Source organism: Alteromonas gracilis, from assembly GCF_036870955.2.
GTDB classification, from domain to species: domain Bacteria; phylum Pseudomonadota; class Gammaproteobacteria; order Enterobacterales; family Alteromonadaceae; genus Alteromonas; species Alteromonas gracilis_A.
In genome coordinates, this window is sequence record NZ_CP145482.2 from 1,963,779 (window position 1) to 1,985,199 (window position 21,421).

The 21,421-nt window shown below is 44.4% G+C and carries 16 protein-coding genes and 2 pseudogenes; 10 read left to right on the forward strand and 8 right to left on the reverse strand.

All coding sequences use genetic code 11. The features are described from left to right. Positions 1-50 precede the first annotated feature (50 nt). The 6 genes from V6N89_RS09535 (at position 51) to V6N89_RS09560 (ending at position 5,038) form a co-directional block, all read left to right on the forward strand. Positions 51-1,052 (forward strand): NADP-dependent oxidoreductase, encoded by a 1,002-nt coding sequence (locus V6N89_RS09535; RefSeq protein ID WP_346993696.1) that lies wholly within the window; start codon positions 51-53, stop codon positions 1,050-1,052. Positions 1,053-1,054: 2 nt separating this feature from the next. After that, positions 1,055-1,822, forward strand: a complete 768-nt coding sequence (locus V6N89_RS09540; protein WP_338520250.1) for an SDR family NAD(P)-dependent oxidoreductase — start codon at positions 1,055-1,057, stop codon at positions 1,820-1,822. A gap of 53 nt (positions 1,823-1,875) precedes the next feature. Beyond that, positions 1,876-2,637: an SDR family oxidoreductase gene (locus V6N89_RS09545; protein ID WP_338517336.1), complete on the forward strand. Its 762-nt coding sequence runs from the start codon at positions 1,876-1,878 to the stop codon at positions 2,635-2,637. 23 nt (positions 2,638-2,660) lie between these two features. Next, on the forward strand, positions 2,661-3,122 hold the full coding sequence (locus V6N89_RS09550; RefSeq protein ID WP_338517337.1) for a YaiI/YqxD family protein: 462 nt from the start codon (positions 2,661-2,663) through the stop codon (positions 3,120-3,122). 353 nt (positions 3,123-3,475) lie between these two features. Then, positions 3,476-3,655: a hypothetical protein gene (locus tag V6N89_RS09555; protein WP_346993697.1), complete on the forward strand. Its 180-nt coding sequence runs from the start codon at positions 3,476-3,478 to the stop codon at positions 3,653-3,655. A gap of 120 nt (positions 3,656-3,775) precedes the next feature. Beyond that, positions 3,776-5,038, forward strand: a complete 1,263-nt coding sequence (locus tag V6N89_RS09560; protein WP_338517339.1) for a hypothetical protein — start codon at positions 3,776-3,778, stop codon at positions 5,036-5,038. A gap of 102 nt (positions 5,039-5,140) precedes the next feature. Here the strand turns inward: V6N89_RS09560 and V6N89_RS09565 are convergent, their stop codons facing one another. The 5 genes and pseudogenes from V6N89_RS09565 to V6N89_RS09585 form a co-directional block, all read right to left on the reverse strand. Next, positions 5,141-7,270: a methyl-accepting chemotaxis protein gene (locus V6N89_RS09565; protein ID WP_346993698.1), complete on the reverse strand. Its 2,130-nt coding sequence runs from the start codon at positions 7,268-7,270 to the stop codon at positions 5,141-5,143. A gap of 44 nt (positions 7,271-7,314) precedes the next feature. Further along, complete coding sequence (locus tag V6N89_RS09570; protein WP_338517342.1) at positions 7,315-8,004, reverse strand: TorF family putative porin; 690 nt, start codon at positions 8,002-8,004, stop codon at positions 7,315-7,317. A gap of 236 nt (positions 8,005-8,240) precedes the next feature. Continuing rightward, positions 8,241-9,431 (reverse strand): amino acid aminotransferase, encoded by a 1,191-nt coding sequence (locus V6N89_RS09575; protein ID WP_338517343.1) that lies wholly within the window; start codon positions 9,429-9,431, stop codon positions 8,241-8,243. Between the two features lie 240 nt (positions 9,432-9,671). Next, positions 9,672-11,837 (reverse strand): S46 family peptidase, encoded by a 2,166-nt coding sequence (locus tag V6N89_RS09580; protein ID WP_338517344.1) that lies wholly within the window; start codon positions 11,835-11,837, stop codon positions 9,672-9,674. A 43-nt stretch (positions 11,838-11,880) separates the two neighbouring features. Beyond that, positions 11,881-12,682 (reverse strand): annotated as a pseudogene (locus V6N89_RS09585) (NRDE family protein). 183 nt (positions 12,683-12,865) lie between these two features. Here V6N89_RS09585 and V6N89_RS09590 point away from each other — a divergent pair. Together V6N89_RS09590 and V6N89_RS09595 are read left to right on the forward strand one after the other, a co-directional pair. Then, the gene (locus V6N89_RS09590) at positions 12,866-13,525 is read left to right on the forward strand and encodes a 1-acyl-sn-glycerol-3-phosphate acyltransferase (RefSeq protein WP_338517345.1); all 660 of its coding nucleotides are present in this window, start codon (positions 12,866-12,868) and stop codon (positions 13,523-13,525) included. 78 nt (positions 13,526-13,603) lie between these two features. Then, the gene (locus V6N89_RS09595; protein ID WP_338517346.1) at positions 13,604-14,845 is read left to right on the forward strand and encodes a cystathionine gamma-synthase family protein; all 1,242 of its coding nucleotides are present in this window, start codon (positions 13,604-13,606) and stop codon (positions 14,843-14,845) included. Positions 14,846-14,924: 79 nt separating this feature from the next. Here V6N89_RS09595 and V6N89_RS09600 read toward each other — a convergent pair whose 3' ends face one another. Beyond that, positions 14,925-15,194, reverse strand: a complete 270-nt coding sequence (locus V6N89_RS09600) for a fasciclin domain-containing protein (RefSeq protein WP_346993699.1) — start codon at positions 15,192-15,194, stop codon at positions 14,925-14,927. 14 nt (positions 15,195-15,208) lie between these two features. After that, positions 15,209-17,122: a fasciclin domain-containing protein gene (locus V6N89_RS09605; RefSeq protein ID WP_346993700.1), complete on the reverse strand. Its 1,914-nt coding sequence runs from the start codon at positions 17,120-17,122 to the stop codon at positions 15,209-15,211. A 258-nt stretch (positions 17,123-17,380) separates the two neighbouring features. Here V6N89_RS09605 and V6N89_RS09610 point away from each other — a divergent pair. Next, positions 17,381-17,981: pseudogene (locus V6N89_RS09610) on the forward strand (FMN-dependent NADH-azoreductase). Between the two features lie 125 nt (positions 17,982-18,106). Here the strand turns inward: V6N89_RS09610 and V6N89_RS09615 are convergent. After that, the gene (locus V6N89_RS09615; protein WP_431189776.1) at positions 18,107-18,661 is read right to left on the reverse strand and encodes a glutathione peroxidase; all 555 of its coding nucleotides are present in this window, start codon (positions 18,659-18,661) and stop codon (positions 18,107-18,109) included. A gap of 216 nt (positions 18,662-18,877) precedes the next feature. On the opposite strand from V6N89_RS09615, the gene V6N89_RS09620 reads away from it, so the two are divergent. Next, positions 18,878-21,367 carry a S9 family peptidase gene (locus V6N89_RS09620; protein ID WP_338517348.1) on the forward strand — a complete coding sequence of 830 codons (2,490 nt, stop codon included), beginning with the start codon at positions 18,878-18,880 and terminating at the stop codon, positions 21,365-21,367. Positions 21,368-21,421 lie beyond the last annotated feature (54 nt).

Below are 21,421 nucleotides of genomic sequence, written 5' to 3' on the forward strand. Positions count from 1 at the left end.
GGTTGTTCTTTCAATTTTCGAGAACAACCAGTACCAACAAGGACACAGCAATGCAATATAAACAGTGGCAATTGGCAAAACGCCCAGTGGGTGAGCCAACACGTGAGAATTGGAACTTAGAAACGGTAACGTTACCCACCGTTGAGAAAGGACAAATAGCCGTAAAGATTAAGTACATTTCGCTTGACCCCGCAATGCGTGGCTGGATGAATGATGGCAAAAGTTATATCGAACCTGTGCAAATTGGTGAAGTCATGCGCGCAGGGACCGTGGGCGAGGTTATAGAGTCTCATTCAGATAACTTTGCGGTTGGCGACCACGTCTACGGACACTTTGGTGTTCAAGAATATGCGGTAGTAGGAGAGCAGGGCGTTCATAAAGTTGACCCTGACTTGGCGCCACTAGAGCGCTATTTGGGCGTGCTGGGCATGCCAGGAATGACCGCTTATTTTGGTTTACTGAATACGGGGCTGCCAAAAGCTGGCGAAACCGTGGTGGTGTCAGGCGCTGCTGGTGCTGTAGGCACGGTGGTTGGACAAATTGCTAAAATTAAAGGATGTCGCGTGGTAGGAATTGCGGGCGGCAAAGACAAATGCGACTACCTTGTCAATGAACTAGGGTTTGATGCAGCGGTCGATTATAAATCTGAGTCATTACATTCAGCACTAAAAGCAGCCTGCCCAAATGGCATCGACGTTTATTTTGATAACGTGGGTGGCGATATTTTGGACACGGTACTAACGCGCATTAACTTGCGAGCGCGTATTGTTGTTTGCGGTGCAATAAGCCAATACAACAACACAACGCCGGTCAAAGGCCCGTCAAACTATCTGTCATTGCTGGTTAACCGTGCTCGCATGGAAGGGATCGTTGTTTTTGACAACGTGAAAGAATATCCGGTCGCGGCGAAAGACATGGCGACATGGATTGCTCAGGGCAAACTGAAAGCGAAAGAGCACGTTGTACCAGGGCTAGAAAACTTCCCTGAAACGCTAATGATGCTTTTTAAAGGTGAAAACTTCGGCAAGCTTGTATTGAAAGTGGAGCATTGATGATGAATGTAGCGGCAAATGTAAAAGGTAAACATATCTTAATTACCGGTGGCGGCTCAGGTATAGGTGCGGCGTCGGCTCATGTGCTTGCCTCTCGCGGCGCGCTTGTCGGCGTAGCTGATTTAAATACCGACAATGCCAATGCGCTGGTTGATAAAATTATTGCCGAGGGCGGAAAGGCCTACGCAGTAAGCGTAGATGTCACCGAGCCCGAGCAGGTTAAATCGATGTTTAGCTGTGCCTTTTCACAAAATGAAAAGCTTGATGTCATTATTAATAATGCGGGAATCGATCATTTCCCCGCGCCGCTTACCGAAGTTGACGATGCTATGTTTATGAAGAACATGCAGGTTAACTTAGCAGGTGTATGGTACTGCATGAAAAACGCGCTTAAGCATATGACAGCAACGGGCGGCGGTCATATCATCAACATTGCATCGGTGGCAGGTTTACGTTCGGCGCCTATGATAAGTGCATACAGTGCATCAAAGCACGGTGTGATTGGATTAACCAAGTCAGCTGCAGTGGAATATGCTCGCGCAAACATTCGCGTAAATGCAGTATGTCCAAGCTTTGTTGATACGCCTATGGTGCAGGGTGTGCTATCTAAATTAGATGAACGCGGCCAAAAAGGCTTAATTGGTGCTAATCCAATGAAACGGTTAGGCAAGCCAGAAGAAATTGCCAATGCCATTGCATGGCTATGCAGCGATGAGTCATCGTTTATGACTGGACAATCAGTTGTGCTAGATGGTGGTATGCTTGCTTAAAGCAATCGCCTTAACAAGAACACGTACCTCAGAATTTTAAAAAGGATCCTACAATGAACAATCTCTTCGATTTAACCGGAAAAGTGGCGTTAGTTACCGGTGCTAGCCGCGGTATTGGTGAGTCTATAGCACGCCTTCTAGCCCAATATGGCGCCCATGTTATCGTTTCAAGTCGGAAAATTGATGGTTGTGAGGCTGTCGCTTCATCTATTCGTGATGCGGGTGGTAAGGCTACGGCATTGGCATGTCACGTTGGCGAAATGGAACAAATCACAGCAACATTTGAGACGATCAAACGCGATTTCGGCAAACTTGATATTTTGGTAAACAACGCTGCTGCAAACCCTTTCTTTGGCCACATTCTAGATACCGACCTAGGTGCCTACAATAAAACCGTTGATGTGAATATCCGCGGCTATTTCTTCATGTCAATTGAAGCAGGCAAAATGATGAAAGAGCAGGGCGGTGGTGTAATCTTGAATACTGCGTCAGTAAACGGTGTAACACCTGGCGATATGCAGGGGATATACTCTATTACGAAGGCTGCGGTAATAAGCATGACCAAGTCTTTCGCCAAAGAGTGCGGTAAACTTAATATTCGCGTAAATGCGCTACTGCCGGGATTAACCGATACCAAATTTGCTTCGGCGTTAACCACCAATGAACAAATACTAAAACACGCGCTTAAAGTTATACCACTAGGTCGCGTAGCCGACCCTGATGAAATGGCTGGCACTGTATTGTACTTGGTTAGCGATGCTTCAAGCTACACGACGGGCACGACAGTAGTGGTCGATGGTGGTATGCTAGCGTAATACATCGCTATAGAGAAATTACTATGCATATATGGGTAGACGCAGACGCGTGCCCTGCAGTTATTAAAGACATCTTATTCAAGGCAGCTCGGCGTACTGGGCTGCCTTTGTCTTTGGTGGCTAACCATTCCATGTCTGTCCCCCCAGACAAACATATAACGCTAACATTAGTACCGTCGGGTTTTGATGCTGCTGACGACTATATTGTTGAAAAATGTCAGGCTGGCGACTTAGTCATTACATCAGATATCCCTCTGGCATCTGATATCCTTGGTAAAAATGCAATGGCAATGAATACCCGGGGCGATGAATTTGATAAGTCATCTATTCGTGCAGCGCTCACTATGCGTGATTTTATGGACACCATGCGCTCTAGTGGCGAGCACACAGGTGGCCCAAAAGCATTTTCGCAGCGTGACAAACAGAATTTTGCCAATGGTCTAGACCGATTATTGACGCAAGGCTTGAGAGCGCTTGGAAAGTAAGCGTCACTTTGCTTATCGAGGCGAACCGATACGGGTTTTGCGTCTAACTATCTAGAGAGTTACAGCAATTATCAGCCCCTAAGACATGGGCTTACTCTTAATCACTAGCTAAATTAGCTGTAATCACCTAACCTATTGAATAGTTCAAGTATTGTGTTTATTCTGACAATACATTGTACTTTAGACTAATTCTTACCGAAATTTGTGGTACTCGCGCTTTGCGCTCATAGGGATGTGGTAAAAAAGCCCGTGACGCTTTCTTTAAATGCGCGCCTAACGCTAAGCAATTGCAGTAATTGATAATAATAACAAGTGACGCTGGCGATCACTTGATTTAAAAAGTGTGAATATAGATGCTGATTGATAGCAAATCGAAAAACAACAAACCAACATGGGCCGAGGACAAGCTTTCTCAGATACCCACAATGGTGAGTGAAATTTCACGCAAAATATCAGAATATCGACAAAGCTACCGTGAATTGGTGAGAGATGCTGAAGTATTTTTTGAAGAGTATCCTCAAGATTATCGTTAGCTCACGGTACTTAAACACAAAGTTAATACCTACCAAGAGCAAATCGAATACATTGAGAACTTTCGCAAAGAGAAAGGAAAGTACCCGTCTATAAAAGGACAACCTTCTGCGCAGCGCTACATGGCGCGATTAGTTGCACAACAAACCAATAGTGATAATGAGCTAAGAGCGCTAGAAGAAAAGCTACGCGTTCAAAGTAACAAACGTTACGAACAACTTGATCACCTTACCGATTACATGCTCAATTTGCTTAACGGTGAACGGACATTTAGTCAGTTTTTGGGCACAATTGCGTTATCCACGCCCTCTCCGAAAGAAAAAGTGCGGCATATTAGAAACGAGCGATACAAGCCAATCTACATAACTGCACTAACTATCGCGCTATTTGAAGAATTAAGGCGTAACGTTCAGTTTGAAACACCATTTTTGAAAGACGAATTGAAAAAGCTGTTTCCCGAAGGTGAGCAGTTTAGTCTAATGGTCGACAAAGCCCTTGGCGATGATGCGAATAAAAGCACAACTCAGCCAATGCCCGCTGATGTAAAAATGGCGTATCGCGAAAATGTGCTTAAGCCTATTGCCAAAGCGGCGCTATTACAGTCAATTGGTATGCACAGCCCTGAAGCTAAAAACGTACTTGGAGACGATCGCTATCGTAAGCTGGACCAAACAGAACGGTCTAAATTACTTGCGATTAACGAGAAGAAAACCGCAGATTACTTAAAGCTAGGCGTTGGTATCCCGACTATAAAGTTTACAAGCAAAGAGCATAAAGACGCGTTTATTACCCATGAAAGAAAACAGCTAGCGTTTATGTTAAAAATGCTAGAGTCGCTTAAAACCGGGCAGCATGAGTTGGGGGATTTACTTAGAATTCCTATGACCTACGCGTCTTTCTTATTATCGACGAAGGAAGACTTTGACTACCAACAGATTTATCGTGCTTACGATATTCTTGATCAGGGGCGTGTAGACAAGCAATACCGTGCTGAGCATGTAAACGCATTCCTTAACATGGTAGGACGGTTCCCATTAGGCTCAGGGTTGTATGTTATTCAGCAAGAGTCAGGCGAGATTGAAAAAGCTATTGTGTCTTCGCTCTACCCAGACAATGTTGATGAGCCTATCTGCAAAATTATTACGCGCAGACAAATTCAATTTTTGAGTCAGGCCGAATTTGTCATCTCTAAGCCATCTAACTTATTCTTTAAAGAAAGTCGCGCCAAAAGTCATTATGACGCTGAGTTCTTCTACTTACGTTATAAAGATGAATATACGTGGAATGCAACCGATGTGTGGGAAAACCAAGTTCCTGCTATCGAGTTTTGGAAGCGTGACGACAAGCGACGCTTTAACGGTGTATTTAACCCCGATTCATACTAGTACGTAGTATCACTTCGATATTAAAAAGATAAGAAAAAAGCATCACGTCATATACACTTATGGGTGCATTGCCAGTGATACTCTTTTCCCGTTTATGTCCAATTAACTTGTTTTCAATTTATTGAGTTGCTCAATGAGATTATGAGATGACGCGTAAATATCTTCTGCACTTTCTTCTGACATCTGTGATAGTGACGCAATCTCTTTTGTCGAATCGCCAATGACAACCATGTTCTTGTTCAGTTCTTCTGAAACGTGACTTTGTTCCTCTGCTGCCGCAGCAATTTGAATAATTCGATGATTTATTTCTTCAATTTGTGCCACGGTTTCCTTCATTTTTTCAAATGCAGCATTGGCCCTTGAAGCAGCATCTTCGGCTTTCTCAGTCCCTTTTTCTATAATTTCCACTGTGTGCGAGACCTCATTTTGTAATGCGGTAATAACGGTAGAAATCTCGCCGACCGACTCTGCTGTTTTTGATGCTAGTGCGCGCACCTCATCAGCTACCACGCTAAAACCTCGTCCGTGGTCGCCAGCTCTTGCCGCTTCTATTGCCGCATTCAGTGCAAGCAGATTAGTTTGTTCTGCAATGGAACCAATAACGTCGAGTATTTTTCGAATGTTTTCACTACGCTGCGATACGGCTTTCACTGCATCTGATGCAACACTTATCTCACTAGATAGCTCTGAAGCTTGTTTAGAGGCTACGGATACCTCAGCTTCTGTGTCTCTAATTGACTGGGTGGCTGCGTTGGTGTTTTCTGCAGCCGAAGATGCAGTATTAGCAACCTCTTGTGCAGTAGAAGACATTTCTGTGATTGCCGTGACAATTGTTTCGACTTCCGCCTGCTGAATGGAGATCTGTTGATGGGCTTTTTGTGCGTTTTCTTTACTTACGCCACTTAAGGTAATCACCTGAGAACCAGCTTGCTTGGCAGCATCCAACAGCTCTCTCACCGTTTCTCTAAATCTGTTGAAGCCGTTGCTCAAATTAATAAGTTCTGCATGAGAATGCACATTGATAGACTGGGTTAAATCACCGCCTTGCCCAGCAAGTTCAGACATACGATCAGATACCATCTTAACTGGGCGAATAATGCTTCGCGTGAACAGTTGGATAAGAAAGAGTGCACCCAGTGTCAATACAACCGCAATAATGAAGGTATTGGACAAAATACTGGTAATTTCATCTGAAATCATGTCTGAGACGTTCGTTACGGGTTGCATGGCGGAATCGACGTTAATGCCTACGACGAGTTCCCAATTTACGCCAGCAGATTCAATGGCGATGGGTTGCACAACATACAAAAAATTATCAATAGTGGTGGTGACGCTTTTGCCAGACGTTGCAAGCAAGTCGTCACTCCTATCAAATACACGCTTAAAGGGCTTAGCTAAACTATCGGCATGGTCGGTAGCGGCAGCGAGAAAGCCCTTATGGCTCACTATGTACACTTCAGCATTACCGCCATACAAAGACGCTTTAAGATCTTTAGCAAGCTTCTGAAGGATAGGGAGGTTTAGGTCAGCGCCCACCACACCTCGAAATCGTCCTTGTGCTACAACTGGTACCGCTAAGCTGGTCATAAGTTCACTATAACCGGGGCGAATCTCGTAGTTGTATGGGTTGGAGGCACAGGGGTTTAACGCGTCGGCTGAGCACAAATACCATTCGGCGGCTCTAAAGCCAAACTCATCAAGCGTTGTGTCGTGCTTTTCTGTATGGTCGTCAATGGGTTCTTGGGAAATAGCCCCGCTGTCTTCTTTTACAAAATACACCTCAAAACTGCCGTGTCCGTCTACGGAGTGCGAATAACCTTGAGTAAATTGTGCGTCGCGGCCGTCGAATTGATTATCTTCGAACTGCGCATAAAGCGAAGATACACTTGCTGATTTAAGTGCATTTCCAACCATTGCCTCCACTTGCTCGCGAGTCAGGGGCTGTGGAATATCACCCTCTATATTACCTTTTATCTGCGCGGCGATACCTTTGGGAACGGCAAAAGACTTCTCAAACAGGTTACCTATTTGTGCGGCGATGGCGCTGGCAAGCGAACGCACGGTCCCCTCTATTTGTGTCGATACCTCATCGCTAACTTGGTTAACGATGATGTTTTCTGTTTTATTCAATGAGTAGGTACTGACACCGATATAGCATGTAGACATAACAACAAACAGGGCACCAACAACGAGCAACAATTTCAGTGATAAACTTTTCCCTTCAAAAAACATGGGCTATCCCCGTACAAACTTTGATTGTGTAAAAATGGCATCGACTAGAATGTAAACGTATACCCAACTGTGCCTAACAGTTTGATATCGTCATCATAATTTAAGTCAGTTTTTTCAAGTCCTAGCGTAAAAGCTAATCCAAGCCACTCAAATGCAGCGTCAGCTTTTAAATGTAGGTAATCATCATCATTGATGTCCCAGCTAAAAATATTCGTGTCTAAACTCGTTGACTTATCTATTTGAAACGTCAACGTGAATGTGTCATTTAGCTGATAGCCTTGTGACAGGGCGATAATGTAGTGCCGTGCGCCCGAACCAAAATAGTCTTCTGTGTACCAAGCCTGAAACCGTGTGCTGTTATAGCTTAATGCTATGTAAGCTTCGGTGTAATCGAACTCACTGCTATCAGCACCGCCCATATAGGTATATCGCGCCACACCAATGTCGTAGACCAGTGAGGAAGTGAGGTTGTTGGAATAACCCACATAGAAATCAAGTTCGTAGTCGGTGCCTTGTCCGTAATCAACTCCAGACGCGAAGCTACCAGCATACCATCCTGAGTCGTCAAACCAATCTAGATTACCTTGTAAAGTAGGTTGTTCGTCGGTTTGAGATATTCCATTAAAAAGATAGTCAGACACGAGTGTTGTTGTGATGGACAAGTCACAACTGCCTGGAAAGGAAATTGACCAACATGCCAATACTCCCAGAGGACTCGCCACGCGTTTTCGCATAAACACACATATTAGGTTTTATAGATTTATTAAAAATAGTTTAGCGAGTGGAAAAATGAAAACGTGAAAGGGAAAAGTTAATGATAAAGTAAAAGGTAAAAGAGAAAGAAAAGGTTAAGTAAAAGGAAATGCAACGACAAATCAAGGATAAACAAAAAAAACGCCACCGTCATTAATGCTGACTAAGTGGCATTTTTCTAGTGCGCTATATGGTAACGCTGGTAACTATAATTAATTTATAGTACCGAAACCAATGCTTTGGCAAGGGTTTCAACGTTTTGCTGGTTAATACCTGCAATGTTTACTCGGCTTGAATCTACAAAGTAAACGCTGTGCTTTTCACGGACTTCACGTACTTGCTCTGGCGTAATACACAAGAACGAGAACATACCTTTTTGGTCATTCACAAAGCTAAAGTCTTTTGGAGAACCATTATCGTGCAGGTTTTGCACTAACATTGCGCGAAGTGCTTTCATACGATTGCGCATGTCGTTAACTTCTGATACCCACTCATTGTTTAGTGCTTCGTCAGCAAGAATAATGTCAACTAGCGCACCGCCATAGCTTGGAGGCATAGAATAGATGCCACGTGCAATAGACTGTATTTGACCTTGTGCGATTTTGCGAGTTTCAGAGTCAGCAGTAATGATCGCCGCTAAACCCACACGCTCGCGATACAAACCAAAGTTCTTCGAGCATGACGCTGCTACAATAACTTCAGGTAGGTTTTCTACCAATAGACGCATGCCGTAAGCATCTTCCTCTAGGCCTTCACCAAAACCAAGATATGCAACGTCAATAAAAGGTAAGAATTCGCGCTCTTTCGCTACGGCTAATACTTCATCCCACTGAGCGTTTGTTAGGTCAGCACCCGTTGGGTTGTGACAGCATCCGTGCAGTAGCACGATGTCACCTTTTTCGACTTTGCGAAGTGTATCCATCATCGCGTCAAAACGAATGCTTGCAGACGCTTTGTCGAAGTAGGGATAGGTTTCAATCTCAAGACCCGCTGAGCCGATTAACGGAATATGGTTTGCCCATGTAGGGTCGCTTACCCACACTTTTGCATTGTCGTTACAACGCGCAAGTAGCTCTGACAAAATGCGCAGTGCGCCGCAGCCACCCGGTGCTTGTACAGCGGCTACACGGTCAGCGAGTAAAACTGGGCTGCTTTTGCCAAGTAACAAAGACAACATGCCGTCGATAAAACCTTGGTTACCTTGTGGAGTAATGTAGGTCTTGCTTTTTTCAGTGTCCAAAAGCACCTGTTGTGCTTTCGCCACGCTAGAAAGAATAGGGGTATTACCTTGCTCATCTTTATAAACGCCAACACCTAAATCAATTTTATGAGGGTTGGTATCTTCACGATAAGCAGCTGACAGTCCAAGAATTGGGTCTGGGGCGAGATGGGGTAATACTTCAAACACGTTATGTCCTCGTTGGTATGCAAAAGATAGCAGGCAGGCATTATGCCATTGATGGTAGAAAAAACGACCCCTATTGGTTGAAAATATTTCAAATATCTAAAATGTAAACCTGTAAACGAAAGTTTCATTTCAAAAGCGGGGTGAATTTAACAAAAACATCAACACTCTTAAAAAAAGCCCCGCCACCACATTGTGGTGACGGGGCTTTATCAGACGGGGGAATAGCGTTTTCGTTAGGCGCTATTTAACAACCGTCATTTCTTCAATTAGATTTGTTGCCCCGTCTACATATTCCATTACCCATAGCATGTATCGGCTATCGACATGAATAGTGCGCGTCGTCTTAGGATCAAAGTCCCAGTCTGAATTGACGCTCTCAAACGTGCCATCAAACAATAGACCAATCAGTTCGGCATTCGCGTTTAATGTTGCTGAACCCGAGTTGCCACCAGTGGAATCCAGATCGGTAAGAAAGTTTACAGGTACGCTGTTTATCGACGCTAACTGATAAGGACCATATTGCTTGTCGTTGATTAAGTCGAGTTGCTTTTGCGGTGAGTCAAATGGCGACTCTCCAGTATCTTTCTCTGTAATACCTTCAAGACGAGTGAATGGTTCGTAGATAAGCCCGTCCTTTGGCGAACCACCCATAACATTACCATAGGTAACTCGAAGCGTGCTGTTAGCATCAGGGTAGGCAAGGCTGCCCATTGATTTTTGCCACTCGATAATTGCGCTCATATATTGAGGGCGCAGTGCGGTGGCTTGTCCATTAAGTGCTTTACGCTTATCTTCAATGGTCATTTCAGTGTCAAACAACGCAACAGCTAGGCGAATAAACGGATCTTCACTGTTTTCAAAGTCTTCTTTGCTTGCTGATAACCACTTAAGACGCGTTTCGGTATCGTTAAGCGACGTTTCGTTATAAAACGCGTCCAATTTTGCTTTGAGTACTTCATTTGTGGTTGACCCATCAATACCAAGCGCCTTATCAAATGCCGCAACGCGATTTTCCTCAGGCTGTGCTAGGTACATGCTGATCATCTTGTGCCAAACGGCCATATCCACAGTAGGATCAAAGCGACGTTCTATGCGCTCCATTCCTTCCTTTAAACGAATTTGATCACGTTCTTGGAATCCCGATTCTCTTTCTGCATCTGGTTTTTTGCGCTCAATCGCATTGCGATACAACGTTTGCGCAGACGAAAGCAACTGGGCTCTGTTTAAGTTGTTATACCAAAAGTTCTGCTTGTTCATCTGCATCTGCTGTGCACTTACAGCATCAAGATCAGCTAGCGCTTGTATTAGCTCTTTTTTGTCATTTTGCTCAAGCCATGCTGCTAGTTGTTTCTCGCGTTTAGCTCGACGAGGCACTAATCCAACACGTTTAGCACCAGACAGTTGGCCCAGTGTGTTTTTGTGGAAGTTATTAAGACCTGCAAGTAGTGCTTCATATTTAATGCGTGCATCACTGCCTTCTTCTGAGGCGCCCTCAATGGTCTTTATCCATTCATCTACCAATTCTAAATATGTGGGGTAAAGCCAATCGAACGTGTATTCGACTCGCGACAGGCGCGCGTATCGGTTAGTAGAGCCGGGGTAACCCGCAGCCATGACAAAATCACCATCGCTTAAGCCAGCTGCAGAAACTTTTAAGAAATGTTCAGGTTTAAACGGTACGTTTTCTTCGCTGTAGTCAGCAGGCTTTCCATCTTTGCCCACATAGGCACGGTAAAATGAAAAGTCGCCCGTGTGACGAGGCCACATCCAGTTGTCGACGTCGCCACCGTATTTACCAATTGAATCTGCCGGAGCGTATGCAATGCGGACGTCTCTAATTTCCATTTGCTTGATGAGTTTATATTCAAGCCCTTGAAAAAACGAAGGCACAGAACAGCGAAAGCCTTCTTCTGATTCACACTCAGCAATGAGCGCTTTGCGATTTGACTCGATTAAGTCGTAACGCTCGCGGCCTTTAATGTCTTTATCTATGCCACCAATGACTTTGTCAGTAACGTCAGCGAAGTCTACGGTAACAAACATACGTGTACCGGGAGCTGCAGGCAGTTCGTCACCGATTTGCTTTGCCAAAAAACCGTCTTTTAGATAATTGTTTTCAGGTGTGCTGTTATATTGAACCGATCCTCGTGCACAGTGGTGGTTGGTTACTGCAAGCCCTTTGTCTGAAACAAATGAAGCAGAACATCCACCAAGAGACACAATGGCACCCATTGGAAACGCGGTGAGATCATTAATACTTTCTGCTGGGATTGCCAGGCCTGTTTTTTTGAGATCGGAGGCAATTGAAGGTAGTTGCTCTGGTGTAAACATGCCTTCTTTGGCACTAATTTGCATTGCGCTACCAAGCAGAGCCGCCGATAGGCAAATTACCGTTTTCTTTGACATTGATTATCCTTATGTTGTCAGTACTGTCGTAGGTTTTGTTATATTATAACATTTGAAGGTCGAAACTAAATGTTAAAGTTTCTTCGGGTATTCCTTTGGAAGAAAAGCGTCGTTCTTTGTAATGAACACAGTGGTGCTTGTCTACCAACAATAGCGTTGATGTGCGTGTACCGTATTGCGGCGTTTGAATAAAAATAGAAGAGAGGGCTTTTTCCCATTCGTAACCGATACCGGTGTCAGGTAGTGCGTTATCCTCAGCTTTATTTTCTTGCGCTAGAATGTCAAAAAGTGCGTTGTCGTCTATGCTATTTGTCTGCGCAACATACTTATTCAATGCCGAAACACCTTGCGTAACTTTGGGCCATGGCGTGACGAGGTCTGCGTTTGAAAGCCCATAAACACCCTTGGTTATTGCATGGGTTGTGTCGTTTACATTGTTGTACACACAAAGTTGGTTTACATCACCATAAACTAAATTGTAGCCATTATATTGGTGCCGATTTCTTCTAATCTGTGATAGATAATCGTCCCGCTCATTCTCAATTCCATCGTCCTGAAAATCAGTGTTTTGCATTAGCCAATTAGCAACCAATTCTCCTCGTGATACCGCATTTTTATTGATGTTATTAGGGTCTCTTACATTTGTTAACGCTGCAATTTTTCCGTTACGCGTTACGCCCATCCAGGTGCCGCCAGCTTCTAAGTCTCGCCCAGCTAATACGTCAGGCGCGCTCGGCCAGTATGAAGAGGGCGCCGTTGGCTCGATTGTAAAACTCATCTCTGTTTGCAGCAATTATTAGCGGATAATCATCTCGCATTTTGTTGGCAATGAATAGAATGCACATAAACTGTTCTGTCTGAATTTGATAGAAAAAATGAAAATGTTAATCAAATGTTTACATTGAATTTACATCGATTATCATCATTAACAGCTATATCGTCTTTATCTTTTTTGTAATGCTTTGTGTCGTAAACGTGTCATGTTCGGCTACTTGGCCTGCCTAAAAGGTAGCAGTAAGAGAATAATAATGAATACTCCTTCACAAACCAAATCTGAATCTACAGCGAATAGTAAGGCGGTGCGTCGCGCGCTACGAGATGTTGATATTCCAAGTTTGGTTCCACGAAAATGGCCCAACTGGCTATCTCGTTTTGCTTGTTGGCTGCTCACAACTCGCGGGTGGTGCGTTGAAGGAGAGTTTATCAACGAACGTAAATCCATACTGGCAGTGGCACCGCACACCTCAAATTGGGACTTTTTTATTGGGCTATTCGTTATTTTTTCATTCAGACTCAATCTAAACTTCTTTGGAAAACACACCATATTTACCCCGCCTTTAGGCGCCTTAGTAAGGCGTTTAGGAGGTATCCCTATTGAGCGCAGTAAAGCGCATGGCGTGGTTGGTACTATTGCTTCGCAAATAAAAGACGCAGACGATCTTATTCTGGCTTTAGCGCCTGAAGGCACGCGCAGCAAGATATTTCCATGGAAAACCGGCTTCATGCATATTGCAAAACAAGCCGAGATACCCATACAAATGGTTGGGATAGACTATGCCAAAAAAGCTATCGTCCTTGGCCCAATTATTCATAAAGTGACTAACATAGATGAACAAATGCAAACTATTTACGGGTTTTATGATACTGTTTGCGCAAAATATCCAAAAAATTGCATAACGCAGAAATAGCCAAAGCGCACACGCCCAGAAAAGCGTGATGACAAACGTGGTTATTCATGTCGCTTTAATTATTTCGGAGCTTAACACGTGACAAAACAGGGATTTACAACCCGACAGGTTCATGCTGATCGCATGTTAAATGCACCAGAACACGGTGGTGTTCATTCAAGTACCTCAAATTCTGTATTGTTTGAGTTTAAAGATGCACAGGGCATTATTGATGCGTTTCAAGGCAAGCGTGCTGCACACGTTTACTCTCGTTCATCATCGCCTTCAGTTGCGGCCTTACAAAATATGCTCAACGACCTTGAAGGTGGAGTAGGCGCGCTATGTTTTGCTACAGGCATGGCGGCTATTAGCAGTGCGCTATTTGCCCTTGTAAAAGCGGGCGACCATCTTATTGTTAGCCAATACCTATTTGGCAATACCCGCAGCTTTTTTGAGACAATAAAAGACTTTGGCGTTCAAGTTACCTTTACTGACGTAACCGACATTGAACACATAAAAGCAGCATATCAACCAAACACCAAAGGCGTTTACACCGAGACGGTGGCCAATCCAGTGACACAAGTTGCCGATCTACGTGCAATTGGACAGTTCTGCGAAGAAAAGCGCATATTATTTATGGTTGATAACACCATGACGCCCCCGCCGCTCTTTTACGCGAAAGATGTTAAAGCGTCGCTGGTGTTTTGTTCACTAACAAAATACATCGCAGGTCACGGTAACGTGTTGGGCGGAGCAGTAGTAGATACTGGCATATTTAATTGGCAGGCTTTCGAAAACATTAAATCGGCATACCGCGTAGAAGATGTTGCTCAGTGGGGACTGACGCAAATCAAAAAGAAAGGTCTTCGTGATCTCGGTGCGACACTTGCACCTCAATCAGCGTCAGCTATAGCACTGGGCATGGAAACGCTTGATTTGAGAATGTCGCGTAGCCAACACAATGCCATGCAGCTCGCGATATTTTTAGATAACCATCCAAAAGTCGCTAATGTTTTTTATCCTGGCCTTGCCGATCATCCCCAGCATTTTACGGCAAGAGAGCACCTCAACGGAGGCTACGGTGCAATACTCAGCTTTGCGTTAATAGAAAGTGCCGACCCTGTCGCTTTCTTAAATGAGATGAAGCTTGTGATTTGCGCTACTCACCTAGGTGATAACCGCACCCTTGCACTGCCTGTAGCACCAACAATTTATTTTGAAAACACGCAAGAAGAACGAGAAGAAATGGGAATTTCAGATACCATGTTGCGTATTTCTGTTGGCATTGAAGACACAGCCGATCTCATTTCTGATTTTGAAATGGCGCTGTCTACTATTTAACGACAGATAAAAAACGAAAAAGCCCGCATTCGCGGGCTTTTTTAATGTTTGCACTTCAGTGCACAAAGACACACTGAATTTATTCTAGCGTCTCGGTAATAACGCTATCAATTACATGGATAACGCCATTAGATGTATTGATGTCGGTAGTTGTCACAATAGCACCCTGAACCATAAGTGCAGTTTGTGGCAAGCTAACGTCATACCAAACATCACCTACGCCATCACCAACAGCATCTCCTGCTGCCGCGTCAGATACATAGAAGTACAATGGACGGCCTTGGAATGTAGCCTGCATGCTACCGTCAGCACGTTCAACCATGCCTAGGCCAGGTACGCCTGATGCCATGCCATCACTCACCATTACCGCGGCCAATTAGTCGCACAGGTATCGTTGCATTGGCTCATCGCGTTGCCAAGATCACCGTCAAAAGTGTATAGCGTAAAGCCAGGGTTCGCGCTTGCCATACCACCTACAAGACGACCATTAGCGCTATCGAAGGTCACTTCAGTTGATGCAGAGTCTTCGCCTTGCGTGAAATTCACAATACTAATTGCAACGTCATCACTCGCTGCTGTGTTTACGCTTGTGCCATTAGCTGCATATGCAGACACAGAATCGATTGCAGCACCACCAACCACATGTTGGAGTAGTACTTGACTTAATGCGTCAGTATCAGCAAGTAAGCCAGATAGCGCGCTATCTTCAATTTTGTCAAAAGCTGCATTAGTAGGTGCAAACACTGTGAACGTAGCACTTTCGTCATCAAGTGTTGCAACTAGGTCCGCTGTAGTAAGCGCAGTTACTAAAGTAGAGAAGTTTTCATCGCCCGCGGCAACCTCAGCAATTGTTTGTGAAGAGGCATCAACTGGCATTGGCGGAATAATTACCTGGTCAACTACGTGGATAACACCGTTGTCAGCCATAATATCGGCTTGTGAAACCAGCGATGTGTTCACATAAAGGTCTGAACCCGATAGTGAAAGTGCGACATCCCCGCCGTTCACCGTTTCAACAAGCTTGTCGTCAGATTGGGCAACCGTTACTGCGCCATCTTGTAAAACTGTGCCCGGCACCACGTGGTAGGTAAGTACGCTTGTCAGCAAATCTGCATCGTTTTGCAGTGCCGTAATGGTTGCTGGGTCTACCGCTGCAAATGCATCGTTAGTAGGAGCAAATACAGTGAACTCGGCACTGGTGTCTGCAAGCACAGTATCAAGGCCCGCTGACTGAACAAGGCTTACAAGCGTAGAAAAGTTTTCATTTCCTGCAGCAACATCAACAATGGTCATTGGTGGTGACGGTAGTTCAACATCGCCGACGATGACAGTATCAATAACATGGATAATACCGTTACTTGTTTGTATGTTGGCCATGGTTACCGTAGCGCCGCCAACAGTAAGCGTATCAGTTTCATCGTTAATGGAGATTGGAATCATCGCACCTGACGCGGTAGTAACGTCAGTGCCGTTTAAAGAAAATGCGGTCACTGAGTCAACCTGCGCATCAGCAACAACGTGCTGTAGCAATACTGCGCTTAGCGCGTCAGTATCTGCAAGTAGTGCATTTAACGTGGCCTCGTCAATCATTGCGAAGGCATCATTTGTTGGTGCAAATACTGTGAAAGAGCCGTCAGGGTCGCTTAATGTGTCAACTAGGTTAGCTTCACCAAGAGCAGTAACAAGAGTAGAAAACTGAGGGTCAGCAACCGCCACTTCAGCGATAGTAGAGTCGCTTGCATCGGTTGTCATTGGCGGCATAAGTACCGCGTCGATAACATGTATTATGCCATTATCGGTTTCGATGTCTGTCATGGTAACGGTAGATGTATTTACCAATAAATCATCACCTGAAAGAGACAAACCAATTGATGCTCCGTTAACTGTTTCTACCGTAGTACCTGCAGCAGCGATAGCAGCTTCTGCATCAACTTCAGAAGAAAGTACATGATAGGTAAGCACGTCTGTCAGCGCGTCTGTGTCAGCAAGAAGTGCGTCAATTGCGTCTTGGCCTAGTAGTTCAAACGCGGCGTCTGTTGGGGCGAAAACGGTAAAGCTTGCATTTTCATCGTCAAGCGTGGAAACAAGTCCCGCTTCTTCAAGGGCGGCAACTAAAGTAGTGAAATTCCCGTCAGCGACAGCAACATCGACAATTGTCGTTGCTTCTGGTTCTGGCGTTGGTGCTGGGGTAGGGGCCGGATCGTCATCGTCATCAAGCCAACACCCTGTGAGTGTAAGCGGCAACACAAGAAACGCTGCTTTTAATTTAAGGTTCATACTTATTTTCCTTTTTGTTAACAATTGCTGCACAACCATTACGCAGCCGATTAGCCAAAAGGATTAGAAAAAAACCTACATTAATATTGTTTAATAAGTGAACCAGATAAAAGCCAATTTATGTGAAGGATTTGGGACGTAAGGTCGGTGCCAATTCCATATACATTCTATAAATTAGAATGTATTGCGTCATTTATACTAATTTTCGTTAGAGCGCGACTGAACTAAAGTAAACCTACTCACTACAGGAGATCAGTCATGAAAACAGTATTAGCAATTCATTCAAGCCTAAATGGCGACCAAGGTAACTCATCTAAACTAGCTAATGAGTATTTGGCCACACTAGAAGCACAAGGTGACGTCACAATTAAACGTGTTGACTTGTCAACTATGGAGCTTCCTCACTTATCTAGCGATGAAATGCAAGCATGGATGACAGATCCTGCTGAGCGCACTGAGGCGCAGCACGTACTGGCAAATCGTTCAGATGATATCGTAGAATCTGTTAAACAAGCTGACGAAATTGTATTGGCAGTACCTATGTACAATTTTGGTATTCCATCTAGCTTAAAAGCATATTTCGATCGCGTTGCCCGCGCTGGTATCACGTTTAAATATACAGAGAATGGTCCAGTGGGCCTATTAGAGAACAAAAGCGCTGTGGTTTTTGCGGCACGTGGTGGCATTTATGCTTAGTACCGATTTTGATACACAAACGCCATACCTTCAGCACTTTTTGGGTTTTGTAGGCATTAGCGACGTAAAATTCGTTTACGCTGAAGGACTTGCAATGGGTGAAGAGCAAGCGAATAAAGCTTTTGCTGCAGCAAGTGAAAAAATTATTGAACTTACTCAATAAACAACACACTAACCTTATGCAATTAGCGAAAACATAGGAAGTTGTTTTGGCTAGTAGTGTGTTCCAAGTTGAGTGTGCTTGTTGCCCCGCGAATGTCGCGGGGCTTTTTTATGTGCGCGCTTAAATTATTCGTTAAGTAGCGCTTCTACATCGGCTATAAAGGCCGCATCAGTAGGTTTGGTTGAACTTGGGTAGTGCGTTATCTTTTGGCCCGAAGCATCTATAAGGTACTTATTAAAGTTCCATGACGGTGACTTGCCCGTGGCGGCTTTTAGCATTCTGAACATAGGGTCTGCGTCATCACCTTTTACAGACGTCGGTTCAAACATAGGGAATTTTACGCCGTAGGTAAGCTCGCATAGTTCAGCCGTTTTGCCCTCGTCATTGTCTTCTTGATTAAAGTCGTGCGAAGGGAAACCAAGCACAGCAAAGTTTTTGTCTTTGTAGTCACTGTATAGCGCTTCTAGACCCTCAAATTGTGGTGTATACCCACAATAGCTAGCTGTATTGACAACAAGCAGTGTTTTACCTGCATATTCGTCGCAAAGATTAACCGTTTCTTGAGAGTTGAGCTTGCGTTTCATAAATTTTAATACGCTAGGGCACTCGTTCGCGAGCAACGGTGTGCTTGTTAATGCTAATGCCGTGAATAACGCCGCAGCCATTCCTTTTACTTTCATTATTTTCGCCTCTGATTGATATTGTTTTGATTAAGCTACCTGTACATCAATGCATATGAGAGAAAACTCGCATTGACATTAAGCGGTATTGTTATTTTCAATAGCTAAACGGATTTAGTTTACGTTTGGTTCACAAACACTAACGATGAACGTTGACTATTTTACGCTGGCTCTGCGTATAATGTGGAAGGCTTTTATCTATAACGACTTAAAATAATGAAAAAATATTCTTCTTTACTTATCGCGGCCAGTGTCACGTTCGCGTTAGCTGGCTGTGTTAGTACCGCCAATGAATCATCTTCAACCGCTAGTGCGTCAAACGCCGCTGTGCCAGCGCAGCAAGTACAGCCTGATGTTGTAATGCCAACAGCTGCACAAGACGGCGAAATCACACTGAAGCAAATCATGGCCGATCCGCAGTGGATTGGTGCGCTTCCAACAGACATGGGCTGGTCTGTTGACGATTCCAAAATCGTTTTTGAAAAAGAACTGCCCGATAGTGCGCTGACAGAAGTTTACATTGCAGATATAAACAGCCCTCAAAATGCAGTTAAAGCACCGCTTGCAGACTTACATAAGTATCGCTTTGACGAGCGTGTAGTGCGAAACGACGGTGTCGTAGCCTATGCCTTTGAAGATAGTGTTTTCATTCAGTTCACTAACGGCAAAACGGTGCAGCTAACGCGTGGTGGCAACCCGTTATCAAATCTTACGTTCATGACTGACGGACGCTTAATGGCGCTCAGTGGCAGTCGCTTCGTAGCCATTAATCTTGAAGACGGTACACGCGAAGAATTGTTACGTTGGGAGTTTGCTGATAAGCCCAAAGCCGTTGAGCCTGCTGAAGACTATATTGCGCAAGAGCAACATACACTTATCGAATACATTGCACTTGAGCGAAAAAATCGCCAAGACCGAGAAAACGCGCATAAAGCATTAGCGTCAAACAGCGCCAGTGTTGCACCAGAGCCATTTTACTTTAATAAGTCTCATCGACTTGCTGGAATAAGTGTGTCTCCTGCGGGTAATTATGCGGTAGTGGCAACAACAGAAAGTAAACCTAGTCGCGATGATAGCGACATTATGCCGCATTACATTCAAGAAGATAGTCGCATTGCAGCTAAGCCAGTAAGGCAGCGTGTGGCTGATGCAGACCCAGTAAATCACGAGTTGTGGTTGCTCAACTTGAAAACAGGCGAAAAAAGCGAGCTGAACTATTTCAGCTTACCTGGCTACAATGATGATGTACTTGCCAGTGTCAAAACAGAGAACGCGAAAGCAAAAGGTGAAAACTATGAGGTTAACCGTTTGCCAAGACCGATTACTCTGTTGCAAAGCTGGTATTGGACAAAGCCATCTATTCGTTGGCACAAAAACGGTGAAGCAGTAGCCGTGATGCTAGAAGCTTGGGACAACAAGGACCGTTGGATAGCAACCGTCGATTTGGACAAGAAAGTGCTTGAGAATCAGCATCGTCTGCATGACGACGCATGGGTTAACTACCGATTCAATGCGTTTGATTGGTTGAACACTAGCGAAACCTTATACTTCCAATCAGAACACAGTGGTTATGCGCATGTTTATCTTCAAAAACCGGGCGAGAAGCCTGTTGCAGTAACAAGTGGTCAATACATTGTAGACGACTTAACGCTGTCACCTGATGACAACTTCCTTTATTTCAAAGCCAACATTGAGCATCCAGGGCTTTATGAAATTTATCGCGCTGATTTGTCAAACATGAACATTGAAGCGATGACCGACCTCAATGGTATGACGGATTATGCGTTAAGTCATGACGGTGAACAGCTTGTGCTTAGCCACAGCAAAGTTAACAAACCCGCTGAACTTTATGTAAAGCCAGCGCAAGCATCTGTGGCTGCTACGCAGATAACTAACAGTACGAGTGATACGTTTAATGCACTGCCGTGGGCTGTGCCAAACATCGTAGCTATTCCGTCTTCACACACAGATGCGCCTATTTACGCCCGTGTGTATTTACCCGAAAATTACGACAGCACAGCGTCAAACAAAGCCGTTGTGTTCAACCATGGCGCGGGATATTTACAAAATGCGCATCAGGGGTGGTCAGGCTATTTTAGAGAGTACATGTTCCACAGTATGCTAGTGCAACAAGGTTACGTTGTCCTTGATATGGACTATCGTGCAAGTGCTGGTTATGGTCGCGATTGGCGAACGGCAATTTATCGCCAAATGGGCACACCAGAAGTTCAAGATTTGCGTGATGGCGTAAACTGGTTGGTAGAAAACGCTAATGTCGATCGCACTCGCATTGGCACTTATGGCGGCTCGTACGGCGGCTTTTTGACATTTATGTCAATGTTTACAGCGCCAGATCTATTTGCAGCAGGCGCTGCGCTTCGACCTGTTACTGACTGGGCTCATTACAATACGCCTTATACGGCCAATATTCTGAACACGCCTAGTATCGACCCCATTGCCTACGAGCGCAGTTCACCGATTTACTTTGCAGAAGGGCTTGAAAAACCGCTCCTTATTAACGCACCTATGGTAGATGACAATGTTTTCTTCCACGATACTGTTCGTCTTGTTCAGCGTCTAATTGAGCTAGAAAAAGAAGACTTTGAAACGGCGATTTACCCTGTAGAGCCTCATGGGTTCGTACAGCCAAGTTCGTGGTTAGACGAGTATCGTCGTATTTATAAATTGTTTGAAGAAAACCTATGAGTGAAGGTTAGAAAACTAGCCGAACATTAAAAAATTAAACAAACGTAAGCCCAG